The 18,283-nt window shown below is 61.3% G+C and carries 13 protein-coding genes; 9 read left to right on the top strand and 4 right to left on the bottom strand.

Annotated elements, in window-relative coordinates; genetic code table 11:
• The first annotated feature begins 193 nt into the window (after positions 1–193).
• From gyrB to IH881_09280, 9 genes are all read left to right on the top strand, one after another.
• Entirely contained in the window at positions 194–2,638 is a 2,445-nt protein-coding gene (gene gyrB, locus IH881_09320) for a DNA topoisomerase (ATP-hydrolyzing) subunit B (protein ID MCH7867884.1), read from the top strand.
• 113 nt (positions 2,639–2,751) lie between these two features.
• The gene (gyrA, locus tag IH881_09315; protein MCH7867883.1) at positions 2,752–5,211 is read left to right on the top strand and encodes a DNA gyrase subunit A; all 2,460 of its coding nucleotides are present in this window, start codon (positions 2,752–2,754) and stop codon (positions 5,209–5,211) included.
• Between the two features lie 62 nt (positions 5,212–5,273).
• Entirely contained in the window at positions 5,274–6,566 is a 1,293-nt protein-coding gene (gene hemL / locus IH881_09310; GenBank protein MCH7867882.1) for a glutamate-1-semialdehyde 2,1-aminomutase, read from the top strand.
• A gap of 460 nt (positions 6,567–7,026) precedes the next feature.
• On the top strand, positions 7,027–7,257 hold the full coding sequence (locus tag IH881_09305; GenBank protein ID MCH7867881.1) for an AtpZ/AtpI family protein: 231 nt from the start codon (positions 7,027–7,029) through the stop codon (positions 7,255–7,257).
• Positions 7,223–7,717, top strand: a complete 495-nt coding sequence (locus IH881_09300) for a hypothetical protein (GenBank protein MCH7867880.1) — start codon at positions 7,223–7,225, stop codon at positions 7,715–7,717. Before IH881_09305 ends, IH881_09300 begins: the two co-directional genes overlap by 35 nt.
• The gene (locus IH881_09295; GenBank protein ID MCH7867879.1) at positions 7,714–8,433 is read left to right on the top strand and encodes a F0F1 ATP synthase subunit A; all 720 of its coding nucleotides are present in this window, start codon (positions 7,714–7,716) and stop codon (positions 8,431–8,433) included. The genes IH881_09300 and IH881_09295 overlap by 4 nt, the downstream gene beginning before the upstream one ends.
• A 120-nt stretch (positions 8,434–8,553) precedes the next feature.
• Entirely contained in the window at positions 8,554–8,859 is a 306-nt protein-coding gene (gene atpE / locus IH881_09290) for an ATP synthase F0 subunit C (GenBank protein MCH7867878.1), read from the top strand.
• Positions 8,860–9,278: 419 nt separating this feature from the next.
• Positions 9,279–9,926 carry a dTMP kinase gene (gene tmk, locus IH881_09285; protein MCH7867877.1) on the top strand — a complete coding sequence of 216 codons (648 nt, stop codon included), beginning with the start codon at positions 9,279–9,281 and terminating at the stop codon, positions 9,924–9,926.
• A gap of 44 nt (positions 9,927–9,970) precedes the next feature.
• Positions 9,971–12,052, top strand: coding sequence for a hypothetical protein (locus IH881_09280; GenBank protein MCH7867876.1), 2,082 nt, complete (start codon positions 9,971–9,973; stop codon positions 12,050–12,052).
• Between the two features lie 21 nt (positions 12,053–12,073).
• Here IH881_09280 and IH881_09275 read toward each other — a convergent pair whose 3' ends face one another.
• The 4 genes from IH881_09275 to uvrA all read right to left on the bottom strand — a co-directional run bounded on the left by IH881_09275 (position 12,074) and on the right by uvrA (position 18,236).
• On the bottom strand, positions 12,074–13,705 hold the full coding sequence (locus IH881_09275; GenBank protein ID MCH7867875.1) for a glycosyltransferase family 39 protein: 1,632 nt from the start codon (positions 13,703–13,705) through the stop codon (positions 12,074–12,076).
• Between the two features lie 75 nt (positions 13,706–13,780).
• On the bottom strand, positions 13,781–14,296 hold the full coding sequence (locus tag IH881_09270) for a hypothetical protein (GenBank protein MCH7867874.1): 516 nt from the start codon (positions 14,294–14,296) through the stop codon (positions 13,781–13,783).
• 221 nt (positions 14,297–14,517) lie between these two features.
• The gene (locus IH881_09265) at positions 14,518–15,405 is read right to left on the bottom strand and encodes a CPBP family intramembrane metalloprotease (protein MCH7867873.1); all 888 of its coding nucleotides are present in this window, start codon (positions 15,403–15,405) and stop codon (positions 14,518–14,520) included.
• Positions 15,402–18,236, bottom strand: a complete 2,835-nt coding sequence (uvrA, locus tag IH881_09260; GenBank protein MCH7867872.1) for an excinuclease ABC subunit UvrA — start codon at positions 18,234–18,236, stop codon at positions 15,402–15,404. The genes IH881_09265 and uvrA overlap by 4 nt, the downstream gene beginning before the upstream one ends.
• Between the last annotated feature and the right edge of the window lie 47 nt (positions 18,237–18,283).

Here is an 18,283-nt window from a genome sequence, read left to right as displayed (position 1 = left end):
ACAGCTGCGCCGCGACTTCGCATCGCATCGTCAAAATTCGAAGCCCCGGAACGAGGGACGAAGTTATCAATGGGCGCTCGATTGCCCTGGAACACTCGACGATTCCCGCTCTTGGAGTTGATCCGAAAGTACAGCCTGCCGGCGAAAGCGCGCGGCACGCAAACAGAACAGGCAGACATAGAGTGCAAGAAACATCAGGGACAACCCGCGCGTGACATACGACGCTAGTTCGATCGAGGTCCTCGAGGGTCTCGAGCCAGTTCGTAAACGACCCGCCATGTACATCGGGACCACCGGTCCCGCTGGACTGCACCACCTCGTCTATGAAGTCGTGGACAATTCAATCGACGAAGCGTTGGCGGGCTTCTGCAACGAAATTTCAATCGTTCTCCATACCGACGGCAGTATCAGTATCGAAGACGACGGTCGCGGGATCCCGGTCGATATTCATCCCACGGAAGAGCGGTCGGCGGCCGAGGTCGTGATGACGACCCTGCACGCGGGCGGGAAGTTCGACGAGAAGAGCTACAAGGTTTCGGGCGGACTTCACGGCGTCGGGATATCGGTTGTAAACGCGCTCTCGACCAAGCTCGAGCTCACAATCAGTCGCAGCGGAGAAGTCTGGCAGCAGCACTATGAGCGCGGCTTTCCCACGTCTCCGCTCGCATCGATCGGCGAGACCGAAAAGACCGGCACCAAAATTTTATTTTCGCCCGACCCGGAGATCTTTCCCTCGGTCGACTTCTCCTTCGACATCTTGTCCCAGCGCTTGCGCGAGCTTTCGTTTCTGAACGCCGGGGTCCGCATCATGATCGTCGACGAGCGCGACGACAAGAGACACGACTTCTGTTACGAGGGCGGGATCCGTTCCTTTGTAGAGCATTTGAACGAGCACAAGACCCCGCTGCACGACGACCCCATCTACATTTCGGGCGAGAAGTCCTTCAACGACCACGGACGCACGGTTCTGGTCAACGTTGAAATCGCACTGCAGTACAACGATTCTTACAACGAGAGCGTTTTTTCCTTCGCGAACAACATCAACACGAATGAAGGCGGCAGTCACCTGATCGGGTTTCGCACGGCGCTCACGCGCACGATAAACCGCTACCTCACGAACCTGGCCAAGGGGGGCAAGAGTCCCGCAGAAAGCGTCAGCGGCGACGATTTGCGCGAAGGCCTTACGGCGGTGGTGTCCGTGAAGCTCCCCCAGCCCGAGTTTGAGGGGCAGACCAAGGCGAAGCTCGGCACCAGCGAGGTCAAGGGTATTGTCGAAGCGATCCTGTACCAGGAGCTGAGCAGTTTCCTGGAAGAGAATCCGCGGGTCGCGAAGCCCATCGTGGCCAAGGTGGTAGATGCTGCCAAGGCCCGTGAGGCCGCGCGCAAAGCCCGAGATCTGGCGCGACGCAAAGGCGCGCTGGCCGACTTCAGCCTGCCCGGCAAACTCGCAGACTGTCAGGAACGCGATCCAAGGTTGTGTGAGATCTTCATCGTCGAGGGCGATTCGGCTGGAGGCACGGCCAAGCAGGGTCGCGATCGCAGGACCCAGGCGATTCTCCCGATTCGCGGCAAGATCCTCAACGTCGAACGTGCGCGCCTCGATCGCATGCTCGCGAGCGCGGAGATCCAGGCCATCATTGCGGCGCTCGGCTGTGGCATCGGGCTCGACTTCAATGCCGAAAAGGCGCGCTACCACAAGGTCGTGATCATGACCGACGCCGATGTCGACGGCAGTCACATCCGCACCCTGTTGCTCACCTTCTTCTACCGACAGATGCGGGAGCTCATCGACCACGGCTATCTCTACATCGCCCTGCCACCCCTGTTCCGCGCCCAGCGCGGCAAGAAGGTGGTGTATCTAAAAGACGAACCCGCCCTCGAGGAGTACTTGCTCGATCATGCGCTTGCCATGGCCGTCGTCACCAGCGGAGAAAACGCCACTCCCGTCGAAGGAGAGGTGCTCGGCGAGCTGTTCGCAAAGGCGAGCACGTTTCGCAAGGCGCTCGATCGCTTTGTGGTGCGGATGTTCGATGAGCGCGTGATCAATGCCCTGGTGAGGAGCAACCTCACTGCGGATGACGACTTGAGCGATCCCGAAGTACTACTCGGCGAAATCGGGCCGAGGATCCAGGAAGAGTTTGCACTCATCGCTCCCAACGCCGATGCGGTTCGCTTTGCGACGGAAGGCGGCAACGGCGCCGCCTATCTGATTGCGACGACCCGGCGCGCGGGCATCGAACACCGGCTCACGATCGACCGCACGTTCATGGAGTCGAGCGACATGCAGCGCTTGATCCGCCTGCACCACGAGATCGCGGAAATTGCACCCAGACCCTACAACCTGCGGCTCGACGACGACGTTCGCGAGTTCAACGGGGCCGACGAACTGCTCGCGAGTGTGCTCGAAATTGGTCAGAAGGGCGTCTCGATTCAGCGCTACAAGGGCCTGGGTGAGATGAACCCCGAGCAGCTCGCAGATACCACCATGAACCCCGCAAATCGCGTGCTGTGCCAAGTCCGAGTCGATGATTCGGTTGAAGCGGACGAGGTATTCACCACGCTGATGGGCGACGTCGTCGAGCCCAGGCGCAAGTTCATCGAGGACAACGCCCTCAACGTCGAAAACCTCGACGTCTAGCTAGGCGCACGGGGTCGCTGGCCCCCGCGCATGTAGAGGTTCCATTGAGCGACGATCCACAAGACTTCGAGGGAACGGGCGACGGCGGCGATCCGCCCGTCGGCGGCAACCTCATGCCTGTCAATATTGAAGACGAAGTCCGCAGCTCGTTTCTCGCCTACTCGATGTCGGTCATCATCACGCGAGCGCTGCCCGACGTGCGCGACGGACTCAAGCCCGTCCACCGCCGCATCCTCTACGCGATGAATCAGGAGGGACTGCTTCCCAACCGCCGCTACTCGAAGTCGGCAGGTGTCGTGGGAGAAGTCCTGAAGCACTACCACCCCCACGGCGACAGTGCGGTCTACGACTCCATGGTCCGCATGGCCCAGGATTTTTCACTCCGCTATCCGCTGGTCGACGGCCAGGGGAACTTCGGCTCGATCGACGGCGACCCCGCAGCGGCCTACCGCTATACCGAGGCGCGCCTCGCCTTCATCGCGCGGGAGATGCTGCGCGACATCGACCGCGAGACCGTCGATTTCCAACCGAACTTTGACGGCCAGATGCTCGAACCCGTGGTGCTTCCCGCGCGCTTCCCCAACTTGCTCGCAAACGGCTCTTCGGGAATCGCCGTGGGGATGGCGACCAATGTTCCCCCGCACAACCTGCGCGAATTGACCGCGGCGATCGTCTACCAGGCACGCAACCCGGACTGCAGCCTCGACGACATCCTGGATCGAATGCCCGGCCCAGACTTTCCCACCGGTGCGCTTCTGTGCGGAACCGATGGCGTGCGGAGTTACTTCAAGACGGGTCGCGGTCACCTGACCCTGCGCGCGCGGGCGGAATTCGAAGAGACCAAGCGCGGAGAACGCATCGTCGTTACGGAAATTCCCTACCAGGTCAACAAGAGCGCCTTGCTCGAACGGATGGCGGACCTGGTCCGTGAAGGTCGGATCGCTGGCATCGTCGACTTGCGCGACGAATCAAATCGAGAAGGCATGCGGATCGTGGTCGAACTCCGACGCGACGCGAACCGCGACGTGATCCTCAACCAACTGTTCAAAATGACAGCGATGCAGACGACGTTCGGCGTCAACCTGCTCGCACTTGTGAACGGCCGCCCCGAGACGTTGCCGGTCCAGACCTGCATGAACCACTTCCTCAGCTTCCGCAAAGAAGTGGTAATCCGCCGCGCGATCTACGACCTCGCCCAGGCCGAAGCCCGGGCACACGTCCTCGAAGGCTTCGAGCTCGCACTCGACAACCTCGACGAAGTCATCGCAATGATCCGCGCCTCCGAAACCGCCAACGAAGCGCGCAGCCAACTGATGGAGCGCTTCGCCCTGACCGAGCGCCAGGCCCAGGCGATCCTCGAGCTGCGACTGCGCGCCCTGACCGCCCTCGAGCGCGAAAAGATCTTGAACGAGTTGCGCGAACTGCGGGGGAAAATTGCCGAACTCAAGACATTGCTCGCGAGCGATGAGCTCGTCCTCGACGTCGTCATCGAAGAAATCGAAGAAGTTGGGGAGCAGTTTGGAGACGATCGACGCACCGAAATAACGGTGGCGGTCGACGGCATTTCGAATGAGGACTTGATCGTCGAAGAAGACATGGTCGTGACGCTCTCTCATCTCGGCTACATCAAACGCAATCCCATCACCCAGTACCGCGCCCAGCGGCGCGGGGGCAAGGGCGCGCGCGGCATGGTGACCCGGGACGAAGACTTCGTGCGACACCTGTTCATCGCCTCGACCCACGCGTATGTGCTGTTCTTCACCAACAAGGGACGCGTGCACTGGATCAAGGTCCACGCATTGCCGCAGTTGGGTCGTGCGGCCAAGGGCAAGGCCATTGTCAACGTACTCCAGCTGCAACAGGGCGAGGCGGTGCAGACCATGCTGCCGGTGCGCAGCTTCGAAAACGTCGACGACGATTTCGTCCTGCTCAGCACCCGTAACGGTTTGATCAAAAAGACCGCCCTCGCCTCGTTCGCGAACCCCCGACGTGCGGGCATTATCGCAATCAACCTCACCGACGGCGACGAACTGATTGCAGCCGGCCGCACGACCGGGCAGAACGAAGTCATTCTCGCGACCCAGGGCGGCAAGTCCATTCGCTTCAGCGAATCGGAGGTCCGACCCATGGGCCGCAGCGCCGCGGGCGTCAAGGGCATTACCCTCACCACATCCGACGGCGTTTCCGACAAGGTCGTGGGCATGGAGATCCTCTCTCCCGACGCGACCATCTTCACCGTGACGAAAAACGGCTACGGCAAGCGCACTCCCCTCGACGACTACCGGGTACAGAAGCGCGGCGGCCAGGGGATCATCGCGATTCGTACAAACCTTCGTAACGGCGAAGTAGTGGGGATCGAGCAAGTTGTCGAAACGGACGAGCTCATGCTCATCACCAGTGGCGGCAAGGTTCTGCGCTGTCCAGTGAACACGATTTCGACGATGGGGCGCGCAACCCAGGGGGTTCGGGTCATGAATCTCGACGCCGGCGAGAGCGTCGTTTCGGTCGAGCGACTGGCCGAAAGCGGAATCGACACTGCGAGTAGCGACTCATCCGATTCGGACTCGAGTTAGAACCTCTCGAACCGCACCCCCAAAGCACCGCATGCGGATCCGCTTGGAGGCATCATGGCATCATGAAAGACGAGCTCTCTCGCGCCCAACTCGCGCGCGCCCTGCAGAGCATCCCCGGCGGCGTCAACTCTCCCGTTCGCGCGTTTGGATCCGTGGGCGGCGTGCCGCGCTTCATCGAACGCGGCAAGGGCTGTCGCATCTACGACGTCGACGGCAACGAGTACATCGACTACGTGGGTTCGTGGGGTCCGCTCATCTTGGGCCACGCACACCCCAAGGTCTTGCGCGCCCTGCGCGATACATTGCGCCGTGGCACGAGCTTTGGCGCACCCACGCAAATTGAAACGGAGCTCGCCGAGGAGATCTGCAAGCTCGTCCCCAGTATCGAAAAAGTTCGCATGGTGAGCAGCGGGACCGAAGCGACCCTGAGCGCCATTCGACTCGCGCGCGGGGTGACGGGACGCGACCGGATTCTAAAGTTCGACGGCTGCTACCACGGCCACTCCGACGGCCTGTTGGTCGGTGCCGGAAGCGGTGTTGCGACCCTTGGCATCCCGGGTTCGCCGGGGGTGCCCAAGGCCATGACCGAGCTCACCGTTCAGGCCCCATTCAACGACCTCGATGCCGTCACCGACGCATTTGCGCGATGGGGCGACGATCTCGCGTGCGTGATCGTCGAGCCGATCGCGGGCAACATGGGCTTCGTCCCACCGCAGCCCGGCTTTCTCGAAGGCCTGCGCGACCTGTGCACGGATCGCGGAGCCCTGCTGATCTTCGACGAAGTGATGACGGGATTTCGGGTTCATCCGGGGAGCGCGCAATCGCTGTTCGGTGTGACGCCCGACCTCACCTGCCTCGGCAAGATTGTAGGAGGTGGGCTGCCCGCGGCCGCCTATGGGGGGCGTCGAGACCTGATGGAACGCATCGCGCCCGAGGGCGACATCTACCAGGCCGGAACCCTTTCGGGAAACCCCCTCGCGATGGCGGCGGGCCTCGAAACCCTGCGACAGCTGCAACACAAAGGTGTTTACGAAAAACTCACCGCTCGCGCACAGCAATTTACCAAGGGCCTGGCGAAGATTGCGCGAGACGAGGGTGTCGAATTCTGTGTCGCCGCCGCCGGCGGGATGATGGGCTTCTTCTTTCATCCGGGTCCCGTGCGAAACTTTACCGACGCCAAGAAGGCCAGCCAGGAGCGCTTCAAGTGCTTCTTTACAGCCATGCTCGAAGGGGGGATTTACCTGGCACCCTCTTCCTTCGAGGCGGCATTTGTCTCCCTCGCCCACCGCAAGGCGGATATCGACCAGACCCTCGAGGTCGCGAGCGAAGCCCTGCGCAGCGTCGCTCGCCTGTGAACGAAAAGCGTTAAAGAGCACCGGCGAGAACCCGTGATTTTCAATCGGGTGATCCGTTCTGACCGCCGCACCCTCTCCCCCGCCATGGGTGGCCAGTACACCCGCAACTAATGGTTGCCATTGCGTTTCTCGACGCTGAACGCCGTTGAGCGGGTCTGGGAGGTCGGCTACTATGCCGCCGCCCGAGGGGCCCCGCTCGATTTAAAAGCCCGTAAGGCACTGAATTCAGAAGAGAACTTGCGAGCGCCCGGAAGCGAGAAGCCAACGGCGCCCGCCTGATGGATCGCGCGCGAACGCTCGACCCGATTCGTAAGCGCTCTCGCGCTTCGAGGTTTGCAAAACGAAACAAAGTCTCGGCAAGCGATACGGACTTGGCGAGACGTCGGGTCCGGGCAAGAAGCAAGGCCTGACTGAACAACAGAAGGCCAGCTATCAAGGCGCGTTCGAAGCCGTTTTGGCTGTGCCGATCGCCGTTGGTTTCGGTTACTGGTGCGACAGCTACTTTGATTCCGCCCCAGTTGGCTTGTTGGTGGGTACGGGAATCGGCTTCCTCGCCATGCTGCTGCGAATCGTACGCATGAGACCGGCCGAGCCAGACCCGGCGGGACCGACAGAACGAGCAACGGAAACTTCTGGTACCGCCGATAGACCAGAGAATGACCAAGACCAAGACCAGGAAAGCGATCGATGAATCGATGAAGCTCTATCCCGCCGAAAAACTCAACATGGGGATCGGTGCAGGTGCGATCGCGGCCTCGTTCGCAATCGCCTCGCCTCACTTTGCCGGTAGCCTCGCCATCGGTGTGGCGCTCGAAGCCGTGAACTTCCGCTTTCTTCATCGGACCGCGGAGGCTCTGTTTACCGGCGTGGTGAACGGTGGCGGGCCCTGGGTTGTCGTCCTGGGCTTGCGCCTCGGTCTGGTGTTCGGCGGAATCATCGCCGCCTTGATGTCCGGCGCAGATCCCGTCGGCCTGGTGATCGGGCTATCGCTAGCAATGCCCGCAACCGTGGCCGCGGCGGTGTGGAACCGACCCAAGCTCGTGCCCCAGGACCCCGCCCCTGCAATTGGCCCCGAAGATCCGAGCTGGGACGAATTCAGCGTCTGGAATCCCGGGCGGCAGCTTTCCCATCGCGCCCAGGAGACCGAATGACCAGCGTATACGCACCTCTCGAATCCGTCGGCATCAGCATGGTCTTTCAAGCTGCGGCACTCGCGGCAATCCTGTTGGGCGGTGCAGCCCTGTCGATCAAGAGCAAGCTTGCCAGCGAGGGCGGCGGCATCCTGCCCGACGAGGGCGTGACGCTCCGCAATCTGATCGAAGTGATCGTGATCCAACTCGCGGACCTCAGTCGGGACATCATGGGCGAGGACTGGCGCAGTCACTTCCCCTTGATCGGCACGATCTTCTTCTTTGTACTGGTTTCGAACCTGATGGGTCTGGTGCCCGGAGTCGGAGGTTCAACCTCTGACGTCAACACCACGGCCGCCTGGGCGATCATCTCGTTCGTGTACTACAACTACGTGGGCATCCGTATCCACGGTTTCAAGTACATCTACCAATTCATGGGTCCGGCGCTGATGAACGTCAAGATCGGCGGGACGACCTATCACGTACGTCCCCTGACGCCGTTCTTCCTGCCGCTCGAGATCGTGTTGCATCTGGCCCGCATCTTGACCCTGGCCGTCCGACTGTTGGCCAACATGTACGCAGATCACCAGGTCGTCGCAGTCTGGATTTCGCTTGTGCCTTTCGCGATCCCAGCCGTCTTCATGGGCCTGGGCCTGATGGTGTGCTTCCTCCAGGCCGTCGTATTCGCTCTTTTGACCATGATTTACATCGGCTCCGCCTCGCAGGAGCCTCACTAATCAAAGAACAATCAAAGAACGAACTTAATAGAACGAACTAATGATTTTTGTTCGATTTGGCGGCCGCACGGCCTTTACAAGAACTGTTTAGAACACAGGTTTCATCTTAAGGAGATCATCATGAAGAAGTTTGGAAAGTTGCTGGTTTGGACCTTGGTTGCCGTCGTGCTACCCGGCGTCGCAATGGCCCAGGGAGCCGACCACGGCCTTGGAATGGGTCCCGGCATTGGTGCGGGTCTCGCCGTGGGTCTCGCTGGTCTCGGCTGCGGAATTGGCCAGGGACTGACGGCCGGCAACACCACCGCCGGTATCGCGCGCAACCCGGGCGCCGCTGGAGCGATGTTCACCAACTTCATCCTCGGCATGGTGCTGATCGAGTCGATCGCAATTTACGGCCTCGTCGTTGCGTTCATGCTGATCGGCTGACCGCGAGATCGTGACACCGGTCGCCTGTCTATTTAGCTAGCTAGCGATGGACATGGCGACCGTAGTTGTTCGGCGAACCCGAGCTCGGAAACGAGTTCGGGTTTTGCATTTCTGGGGCCCCACCCCGTGGGCCCCACCCCGTACAACTGAGTCGCCGGGTGGAAGCAAGCGCAGAGACTCACCCCGTTACAATCTCTACACATACAGTTTGCCTCCCCCCGACGACTCACACCCAGTAGCCCCCGGTCCCGTTAAAGGGGTTGCTTGGGCGACGTCCGAAGACGATGTCCGCTACTAGAGCAAGTCGCGTGCCAGTCCTGATCCATACGTTGCGGGCAAAAATACGCTTCAAATTCAAGGGTCGCTAAGCTTCAGGGCGCAAGGTCGCGCAGGTCTGTGAATAGATAGACGGAGGATTCGTGGAGCGCGGATTACTGATTGTCTTTGAAGGCCTGGATGGATGCGGGAAGAGCACTCAGCTCGATCTGTTGTCCGACCTGTTGTGCGAAAGGCTGCGCGCGGAACAACGTCCGGTCGTTCGCACCAAAGAACCCACCGACGGTCCAGTGGGAACGCGCATTCGCAAAATGGCGCGCTCGGATGAACGCGTTAGCCCCGAGCAGGAGCTCGAGTGGTTCATGGAAGATCGCCGCGAGCATGTACGCGAAGTACTCGAGCCCGGGCTGGCCAACGGCGCCATCGTGTTGTCCGATCGCTACTGGCTTTCGAACGTCGCCTACCAGGGAGCCCGGGGTCTCGACGCCGACGAGATTCTGCGCGCCAACCGCAGCGAATTTCCCGAACCCGACCTTGCCCTGATCTTCGAAATTCCAGCCGCCGCGGGTCTCGCCCGGGTCAACGCCCGGGGTGGGATCGCGGAGCCCGCATTCGAAGAACTCGAGTTTCTCACCCGCGCGGAGAAAATTTTTGGGTCGATGGACCTGCCCTGGGCCAGAAGAATCGACGCACGTCCCGGGGTTTCTGAAATTCACGCCGCAGTCGTCGAGGCAGTCGTCGAACTCGATGCCGAGCGGTTTCACGGCCTTGGGGCCGTGGGCGCGCGATGACCGAGGGTTCGACGGCAAGCCGATTTGCGGCTGACCCTCGGCTCGTGGCGATCTCGCTCGCAATCATTCTGTCCCTCTCAGGGCTCAACAGTGTGTTGTCATCGTTCAACACCGGAGCCGCGCTCGCCAAGCTCGCCGTTGGACTGACGCACCTGGCCGCCATCGGCTGGGGCGCATCCCGACTGCTCGAGCTCGAGAGCCCCCGGCATCTCGCGATCGCAAGTCATATGTTGCTCGGACAGGTGATCGCGCTGGGATACGTGTACATCCGCTCCGCGCTCTGCAGTGCGGTGGGACTTCCGGGCATTTCGGTTCCGGAGGTCATGCTGGCCGAGGGCGCGCTTGTCTGGTTTGCATTGCGTCGTTACCCCGAACTCCCAAGGTTGATCTCACAACCCCTGCGAAGTCGGCTACCCAGCTTGATCGTCCAGCTGTCATGGCTGAGCTGGCTTGCGGCAATCGCGTTTCAAAAACTCGACCTGCTCTATACCCCGTCCTCGGATCCGGACATCCACGCGTTCTATACCAAGGTTCTGATCGAACGGGGGCATCTCTTCTACGACCTCATGCCGTTCTCAGACGCATGGATGGTGTACCCCAGCGGATTTTCTTGTCTCAATTTTATTTTGGCTTTGCTATCCGGCCTGCATCCAGTGCAAGTCGTGAACATCGGCCCCTACGTCCAGTTCACTCTTTTCTGCGGAGCGGCCTTCGCCGTCTTGAGCCAATCCGCCCAGCGCCCCCGGGCGCTCGTCAGTCTGGGCCTGGTTCACTTCGGCGTGGCATATCTCTGTTTCAATGCAGTCTTCGCTCCGTCGCGAGAAATGCTCGAAGGCACTCCGAGGTTGGCCCACAGCGCAGTCCTCGTCTTTCCTCTCTTCTTTGTTCTGCAGCAGTCCCGGGTCCTCGGCCGGCGACCGTTGCTCCTGGCGCTACCCCTCTGCGCAGTCGTCACGGGAATCTGCGTCAATCCCACACATGCACCTGCGGCGTTGCTGTTCGGGGCCGTTTCCCTCGCGGTTCTCTGCTCAGACCGGGAGACTCGCCTCGCCATCAAGGGACACGGGATCGCGCGTCTGACCCGGGCCGCCGCCGTGCTCGCGACACTCTTCTTCGTTTTTCTCGGGACGGATCCGTTTTATCGCAGTCTGTTTCTCCAGCAGTTCGGCCCGGAAGGCCAGGTAGAGGAAGCGCAAGATCTCACGGGAGATGCGTTGTCCCTCGACTTCGACCTGAAGCTGGACCTTGATGTTGGCCTTACAAACCTGCTCGCGAACCCGGGTGGCGCGGGAGCGACCTATCCCGTTCAGATCGCTCTGCTCATCGGCCTGCTGGTCTGTGTCGCGACAGCGTTATTCACCGGACGGACGCGCGGCCGGTCCCGCTCGATAGTCGAACGCAGCAGCCTGACCCTCGCAGTGGCTGCTTTTGCCTGCCTCGCGATCCATGCCCTGTGGTTGGAAATCGCACTGCTGTTGGCGAAGCCCGAGGTGCTCCAGGGCGCCCTGTTGGCGCGTTACACACAGTCACTTCAGTATCAGATCAACACGCTCTTTTTCGCAATCGGCTTCACGGCCCTGCTGGTCGAGATGTTCGGAAATGGATCGGGCGAGGACAAAACATCCGGGAAACGATTGGCAATGGGGCTAGTGATTGCAGTCGGGAGCCTGCCACTGCTCGGATCCGCAGGCGTGGATCAGGCCAGGGCCTACTACCCGCGGCTGCGCGAGAGCCCGCTTGGTCGGGTCTATGCATCGGATATCGAGTTTCTGGCGCGCGCCCGAGAACGGATCGGCGACGAAGAAAGGGTGCTGCTACCCGGGCGCCTGGTAGGGACGCCACACGAACATTGGATCCTTACGACCCACGCTGGCCGCGCCGTTCCCCTCTTCAGCGATATCCGCACCAGCTTCTTTCTTGGACTCGACGGCGGGTCCTTTACGGCCGGGGCCTATCAGGCGCACGTTCGACCCCCGAACTTCGATCCGGTCTGGCTGCGCTCCAAAAAAATTCTCTGGCTCATCGAAAGCGGAAACTTTCCATTACGAATTCTCGCGAAGCACTACGAACGTGTATTCGGAAACGACCATGCCGTCTTGTGGCAGCTGCGCGCCGACGATCAATGAATCGACGGGCTCAGCAGGCTGCTAGCGGCGGAGCCTCTGCGGTGACCAGCTGCGAGTCATGCGAAAGACTCGGTAGCGATCGGCAGACGGACTGCCAAAGCGATAGGGCAAGCTCCCCCACACCGAAGCGTAGAATCCGGCCGAGCGCTCGCGCGACATGACGGCGATCCACTTCGAAGACGCGAAGCTCTGTGTCTCAATCAATTTCGAGCGTCCCGGCGGCAAGCGAAAAACGTTTGAGCCATCGATTGCCATTACGACGCGGTCGCCGGGTACCAGGGCCGTCTCGCCCATGGCCAGACGCGTAAATCCCGCCATCTCCATGTAGCGCTGAAATCCCCAACTCCCCTGGAAGTAGAGCCTGCCGTGATCCGAAGCGGAGCTGGCGGCGAACTGGTGCGCCGCGCTCCGGGCCGAATGGGCCCAATCGGCGTCGGCCTTCCCTACCGCGATCGCGAGCGCGAGGCCGGGCACCAGGATCCCAACGATCAACGGGGGCCGAAGCATTTGGACATCCGCAAGTCTGCGCACCAGCAAGATTCCCACGACTGGGATCGCCGCGAGAATGGCGCGACCGCTTGTCGTCCAGTTCGTGAAGGTCGCAAAGACAAACACGCCCAGGAGCCAGAGAATCAGCAGCATGGATTCGGGATCTCGCCGCCGCGCAAAATCCGCCAACCCGAGGGCAACCAGGTGCAGGCCGGCAAATGCAAATATCGCCCGGTGGATCTGTAGATCAAAGCCCGGTTGTCCGGCTTCGAAAGAGTAGACGAAGGCTGCGGCGATGAGCCCAAAGCAAAACACCATCGCGGCCAACGCGCGCCTGGACCACAACCACGGTGCAAACAACGCGCTCCCAAGCATACAGCCACCCAAAAAGAAGAAGCCCGTCGCGGTTCGCTGGAGCGGGGAAACGCGAAACCGCACATCGGGATTGATCGCATAGCCGACCACGTCCAATAGCGGATCGAAGCCGTAGAGCGCGCGGGTGTAGAGATCGAAAATGGCGATGATTGCGAGCGCCAGCGCGACGCTGATCAACCAGCGCCCGGGGGCGCGCCGCCGTGCAGCGCCATACACCAGGACCAGGGGAATCAAGGCCAGTCCGAAGTACTTGGCCAGGACACACAACCCCATCAAACAACCCGCCACGATAAAGTCGCGCCATCGATCCCGCTCGATTCCGCGCAAAAAGAACTCCAGTGCCCAACACCAGAGAGCCAGCATTGGAACGTCCGACATCAGAGATGTTGCGGAGACGAGAAACACCGGACTGGCCAGGGCCAGGATTGCCGCCAGGAAGGGTTCGTCGCAGAAGCGTTCGGCCAGACGGTAAATGCCCAGGGCCAGAGCCAGCGTTGGAAGCAACATGCCGAGATGAAGCGAGAACTCCGACCAACCCGCGAACGCGGCGACCAGGGCCAGGTAGTAGCTCACCAGTGGCGGGTTCTTGTTGACCGCATACATGGGCTCGATGAAGCCATACCAGTTGACATCGAAGCCAAAAAAATCAGTTGGCGATGCGCTGATCTGCTCCGCGGTCCAGAGGAAGATGGGATCGTCGATATGAAAGGCTTTCCCCGCGAAGGGGAGCAGCAGGCCGAGCGTTACTAGACATAGCCAGAGTTGCTGCTGGGTGCGTGGGTTCGGCATATCTCGCAACCCAGCTTAGCCGGACTCCGAGCCAGGAGCCTGCGCGGCAGCAGGCACGCGAGTCCTGACCCGCGGCTAATCCCGCTTGCTGCGTTGTATTCGTTTCCACACCCCGCCACCCGCGTCCTCAGTCGCGCAGGCTCCGGACTCGCTTTGATCGTGAAGGCCGGGATCGAGATGTCGTGTCACTTTGTTCAACTTGCGGGAAAGGAGCTGGCTGCGCCGCCGCCTCCGCCGGGTTGCCCCGAGGATCGTCAGCCCCACAGCGAACAGGACGGCGCTGCCGGGTGCGGGGGCTGCCGAGAAAGGGATCGGCTTGATGCCCCACAGTCCGAAGTTGAAGGAGTCGAATGAATCGCCGGAACTCGTGAGCGAGCGACTGGGAATCCCGCTTGCGAAGAGATCGAATTCGCCTGGTCGGAGCGGAGCATCGCGGTCCAGGATATCGAAGTCGAGAACGCCGTGACTTCCGCCGCCTTCGAAGATACTGGGTTCGGCACCTGCCGAATGCGTGGCTGCTCGAGCCGAGAGGCTAAACAGAATAAAACAAAGAACCATGCAAGACGCGAAACCGAACGCGTTGCGAACCATGATGACCGCCCCCTCCATAGCTCACCCCGGTTAATCTGGGGCGAGCTCCCTATTGGAAGTGATCGGCCGCCGTTATCAGCGGCTTGACTTTCGTGTGATGAATCGAGGCAACCCGTGTGCGGAGTAAGGCAGCCCGCCGGCAAGTTGCATACACGGATAGGCAAGTGGTGTGCAGAACGCGTTCGACGAACTCATCCGCGGAAACGCTGACCGTGAAAAACTTACGCGTCATCCGAGGAAGGGTTGAGGGGCGGATCGGCCGGAGCGTCTAGTAGTGACCGGTACAAGGCCATCAATGCGTATCCGGTCGCCACCACTGCGGGGGCGAGTACCTGAAATGAAGTGTGAGAATTTTCCACGTTGAAGCCGTCGATCGGCATCTCGTCGGCAAAGAATCCGGCGGCCCAGCCGATCGCGTTGAACCCGGTGTGGAGGAGGATCACGGCAAGAAGCGATCCTGTTGCAATGCGAACGCAGCCGAGCAGTAACCCCATGGCGAACGAGACCAGCAAAAATGAGAGCAACGTGCTGGCGGGCGATCCGGGGACCAGTCTGCAGAGTGCGAAGAGTACGGCGGTCAAGATCAAGCCGCGGATGCGGCCGAGCTTCCCCATCAGGCCTTGCTGAATGACTCCGCGAAACAGCCACTCTTCCATCACCGGCGCGAGTCCGACGATCACGATAAAACGCTGGATCTCCCCGTAGAAGCCCGGCGACAAGAGGGAAACGATTTCGGGTGCGATCTCTGGGTTGGGCGGCACAACGGTCAGATCGCGAATGATGTTGTCGACCTCGCTCATCAAGAAGAGTGATGGCAGCAAGAGAAGCAGCACCCAGAGAAACTGAGGATCGAACCCCCGCAAGCCCAACCGCTCCGCATGGGGTTCGGGGATGCGCTGGGTTGCGAGGATCGCGACCAGGCCGAATCCCACGACCTGGCCAATCCCGATCGCACCGAAGTCGGGTTTGTTCGCGAACATATCCGCGACGATCGCGGTGGCGAACACCGCACCGAAGGTAAGGCCCAGCGCCGCCATCGGACCGGGGTAGTGTTCCGGTTGCTCCGTCGTCGGACCGCCTTGTCGAAATCTGCGTCCAGGTTCACTCATCGGGCTTCGAAGATCCTGCGAAGGGCCACGCCCGTATGGCTCCGGGCGCATCGCGCCACAGCTTCCGGGGTTCCCTCGGCCACAATCTCTCCTCCCTCCGCCCCGCCTTCGGGTCCGAGGTCAATCACATGGTCCGCCGTTTTGATGACATCAAGATGATGCTCGATAACCACCACGGTATTTCCCATATCCACCAGGCTCCCGAGCATTTCGAGTAGCTTTTCGACGTCGGCAAAGTGGAGCCCGGTCGTGGGTTCGTCGAGCAGGTATAGCGTGGATCCAGTGGCCCGCTTGGCGAGTTCCTTTGCGAGCTTGACCCGCTGCGCCTCGCCCCCGGAAAGTGTCGTGGCCGATTGTCCGAGATGAATGTACCCGAGTCCCACGTCGCGCAACGCTTCGAGGGGCCGGCGAATCGAAGGCACGTTCTCCAGGAACGAGAGCCCCTCTTCCACCGTCATGTCGAGCACATCTGCGATCGACTTGCCGCGATATTTAACCGCCAGGGTTTCTGCCGTATAGCGTTTGCCGCGACAAACCTCACACAGCACAAACAGGTCCGGCAGAAAGTGCATCTCGACCCGCAGTGCGCCGTCACCGTCGCAGGCTTCGCAACGCCCTTCGGCCACGTTGAATGAAAAGCGTCCCGGGCCATAGCCCCGCACTCGAGATTCGGGCAGTTGGGCAAAGACTCTGCGAATCGCGTCGAAGGCGCCGCTGTAGGTGGCGGGGTTTGAACGCGGGCTGCGCCCGATGGGGCTCTGGTCCACATCGATCACCTTGTCGATGTGTTCGAGGCCGGCGATCTGGCTGAACCGCCCCGGGACTTCCCGCGCATGATGGAGCTTGGCCGCCAACGCCCGGTGGAGGGTCGCGTTGATGAGCGTCGACTTGCCCGACCCCGAAACCCCAGTCACTACGGTGAAGACCCCGAGCGGCAGCCGCAGGCTCACGTTCTTCAGGTTGTGTTCCGCGCAGCCGTGAATTTCCAAGAACTTGCCGTTCGGCTTGCGTCGCACGACCGGAATCGCGATCGCGCGCTTGCCCGAGAGATAGGCGCCGGTCAGGGACTTGGGATGTTTCATCAGCGCTTCGGGTGTTCCCTCGGCGATCACGAACCCACCGTGAATCCCCGCGCCCGGGCCCATGTCGATGACGTGATCGGCTGCGCGGATCGTGGCTTCGTCGTGTTCGACCACGATCAAGCTGTTGTTCATGTCACGCAGGCGCAGCAAACTTTCGATCAGGCGGGCGTTGTCTCGGGCGTGCAAGCCGATCGAAGGTTCGTCGAGGATGTAGAGGACACCCATCAAGTGGGAACCGATCTGGGTCGCGAGACGGATCCGCTGGGCTTCACCCCCCGAAAGCGACGCGCTCGGTCGATTGAGCGTGAGGTAATGGAGCCCGACATCCACAAGAAACTGCAACCGCTCTTCGATCTCGCGCAAGATTCGCTCGCACACTATGCGTTGAATCGAGTTCAGGGATAGCTTGGGCAAAGTCTCGGCCAGCGTCGCGATGGGGAGTTCGCACAGCTCGGGCAACGTCATGCCCCCGAGTTTCGTGTGACGGGCCTCGAGGCCGAGACGGGATCCCCCGCAAGTCTTGCACGATCCTGCGACCCGATAGCGCGCCAGGGTTTTTGCCGCGCGCTCGTCGACTTCGCAGCGGCGTTCGAGTTCATCCACCACGCCGAGCCACGGCCTCACTACCACGGCCCTCGCGCGCCGACGTTTCCGACCCGGTCGAAGCAGGCCTCCGGGGATTGGAATTTTCGGCTTGCCCGTTCCTTCGAGGATTCCCGCTCGCGCCCTGGCGGGCAGTTGATTCCACGGGCGTTCGAGATCGATGTCGTAGTGTTCGGCGAGCGCCGCCAGCACTTCGGCGTAATAGTCCGCGGCCTTGCCCCGGGACCAGGGTTCGATCGCGCCCCGGGCGAGGGACCGCGTGGGGTCCGGGATGATCCGCTCGGGTGAAAAAATTTCGATGACCCCCAGGCCCGAACAATCGACGCACGCGCCGTTGCGGGTATTGAAGGAGAACAGCGATGGGACGAGTTCGGGAAACGAAACCTCGCACGCCACGCAGGCGCGGTGCTGGGAGAGCAGCCATTCGTCTGCACCGGGTTCCCCTTCGCGGCCGATCAAGACCTTCACCATGCCGACGCCCAGTTTGAGTGCGGTCGCGACCGACTCGCCGAGCCTGGCCGCGATCCCGTCCTTGAGCACGATGCGGTCGACCACCACGTCGATGTCGTGCACCTTGGTGCGCGGGATTTTGATCTCGTTGGCGAGGTCGAACATCTTTCCGTCGATCCGCACGCGCACGAAACCCTTGCGGCGGTAGTCGTCGAGTTCCTTCTTGTACGCACCCTTGCGGCCTCGAATCACCGGCGCGAGCAACTGGACGCGCGTGCCGTTTGCGAGGGCACTGATGCGTTCGACCATTTCCTTGGGCGATTGCCCCGCGATCGGGTTGCCACAGCTGTAGCAATGGGGTTCTCCGGCCCGGGCGTAGAGCAAGCGGAGGTAGTCGGCAATTTCCGTGATGGTCCCGACCGTCGAGCGAGGACTCTTGGTCGCGCCCTTCTGTTCAATCGAAATTGCGGGGGAAAGCCCTTCCACTGAATCGACGTCGGGCTTTGCCATCTGGTCGAGAAACTGTCTCGCGTAGGCGGACAGTGATTCGACGTAACGGCGTTGGCCCTCGGCGTAGAGGGTGTCAAAAGCGAGAGAAGATTTGCCCGAACCCGAGAGGCCGGTAATAACCACGAGCGCACCACGGGGAATGTCTATGTCCAGGTCCTGCAGGTTGTGTTCGCGCGCGCCACGGATTTCAATGTTCGGATGCGCGCGCTGGGGCAGCAGGCCGTCGAGCCGGG

The organism is Myxococcales bacterium (assembly GCA_022563535.1).
Taxonomy (GTDB): domain Bacteria; phylum Myxococcota_A; class UBA9160; order UBA9160; family UBA4427; genus DUBZ01.
Note: the sequence above shows the minus strand (reverse complement) of the source record. Positions and strands in the feature narration are given on the sequence as shown.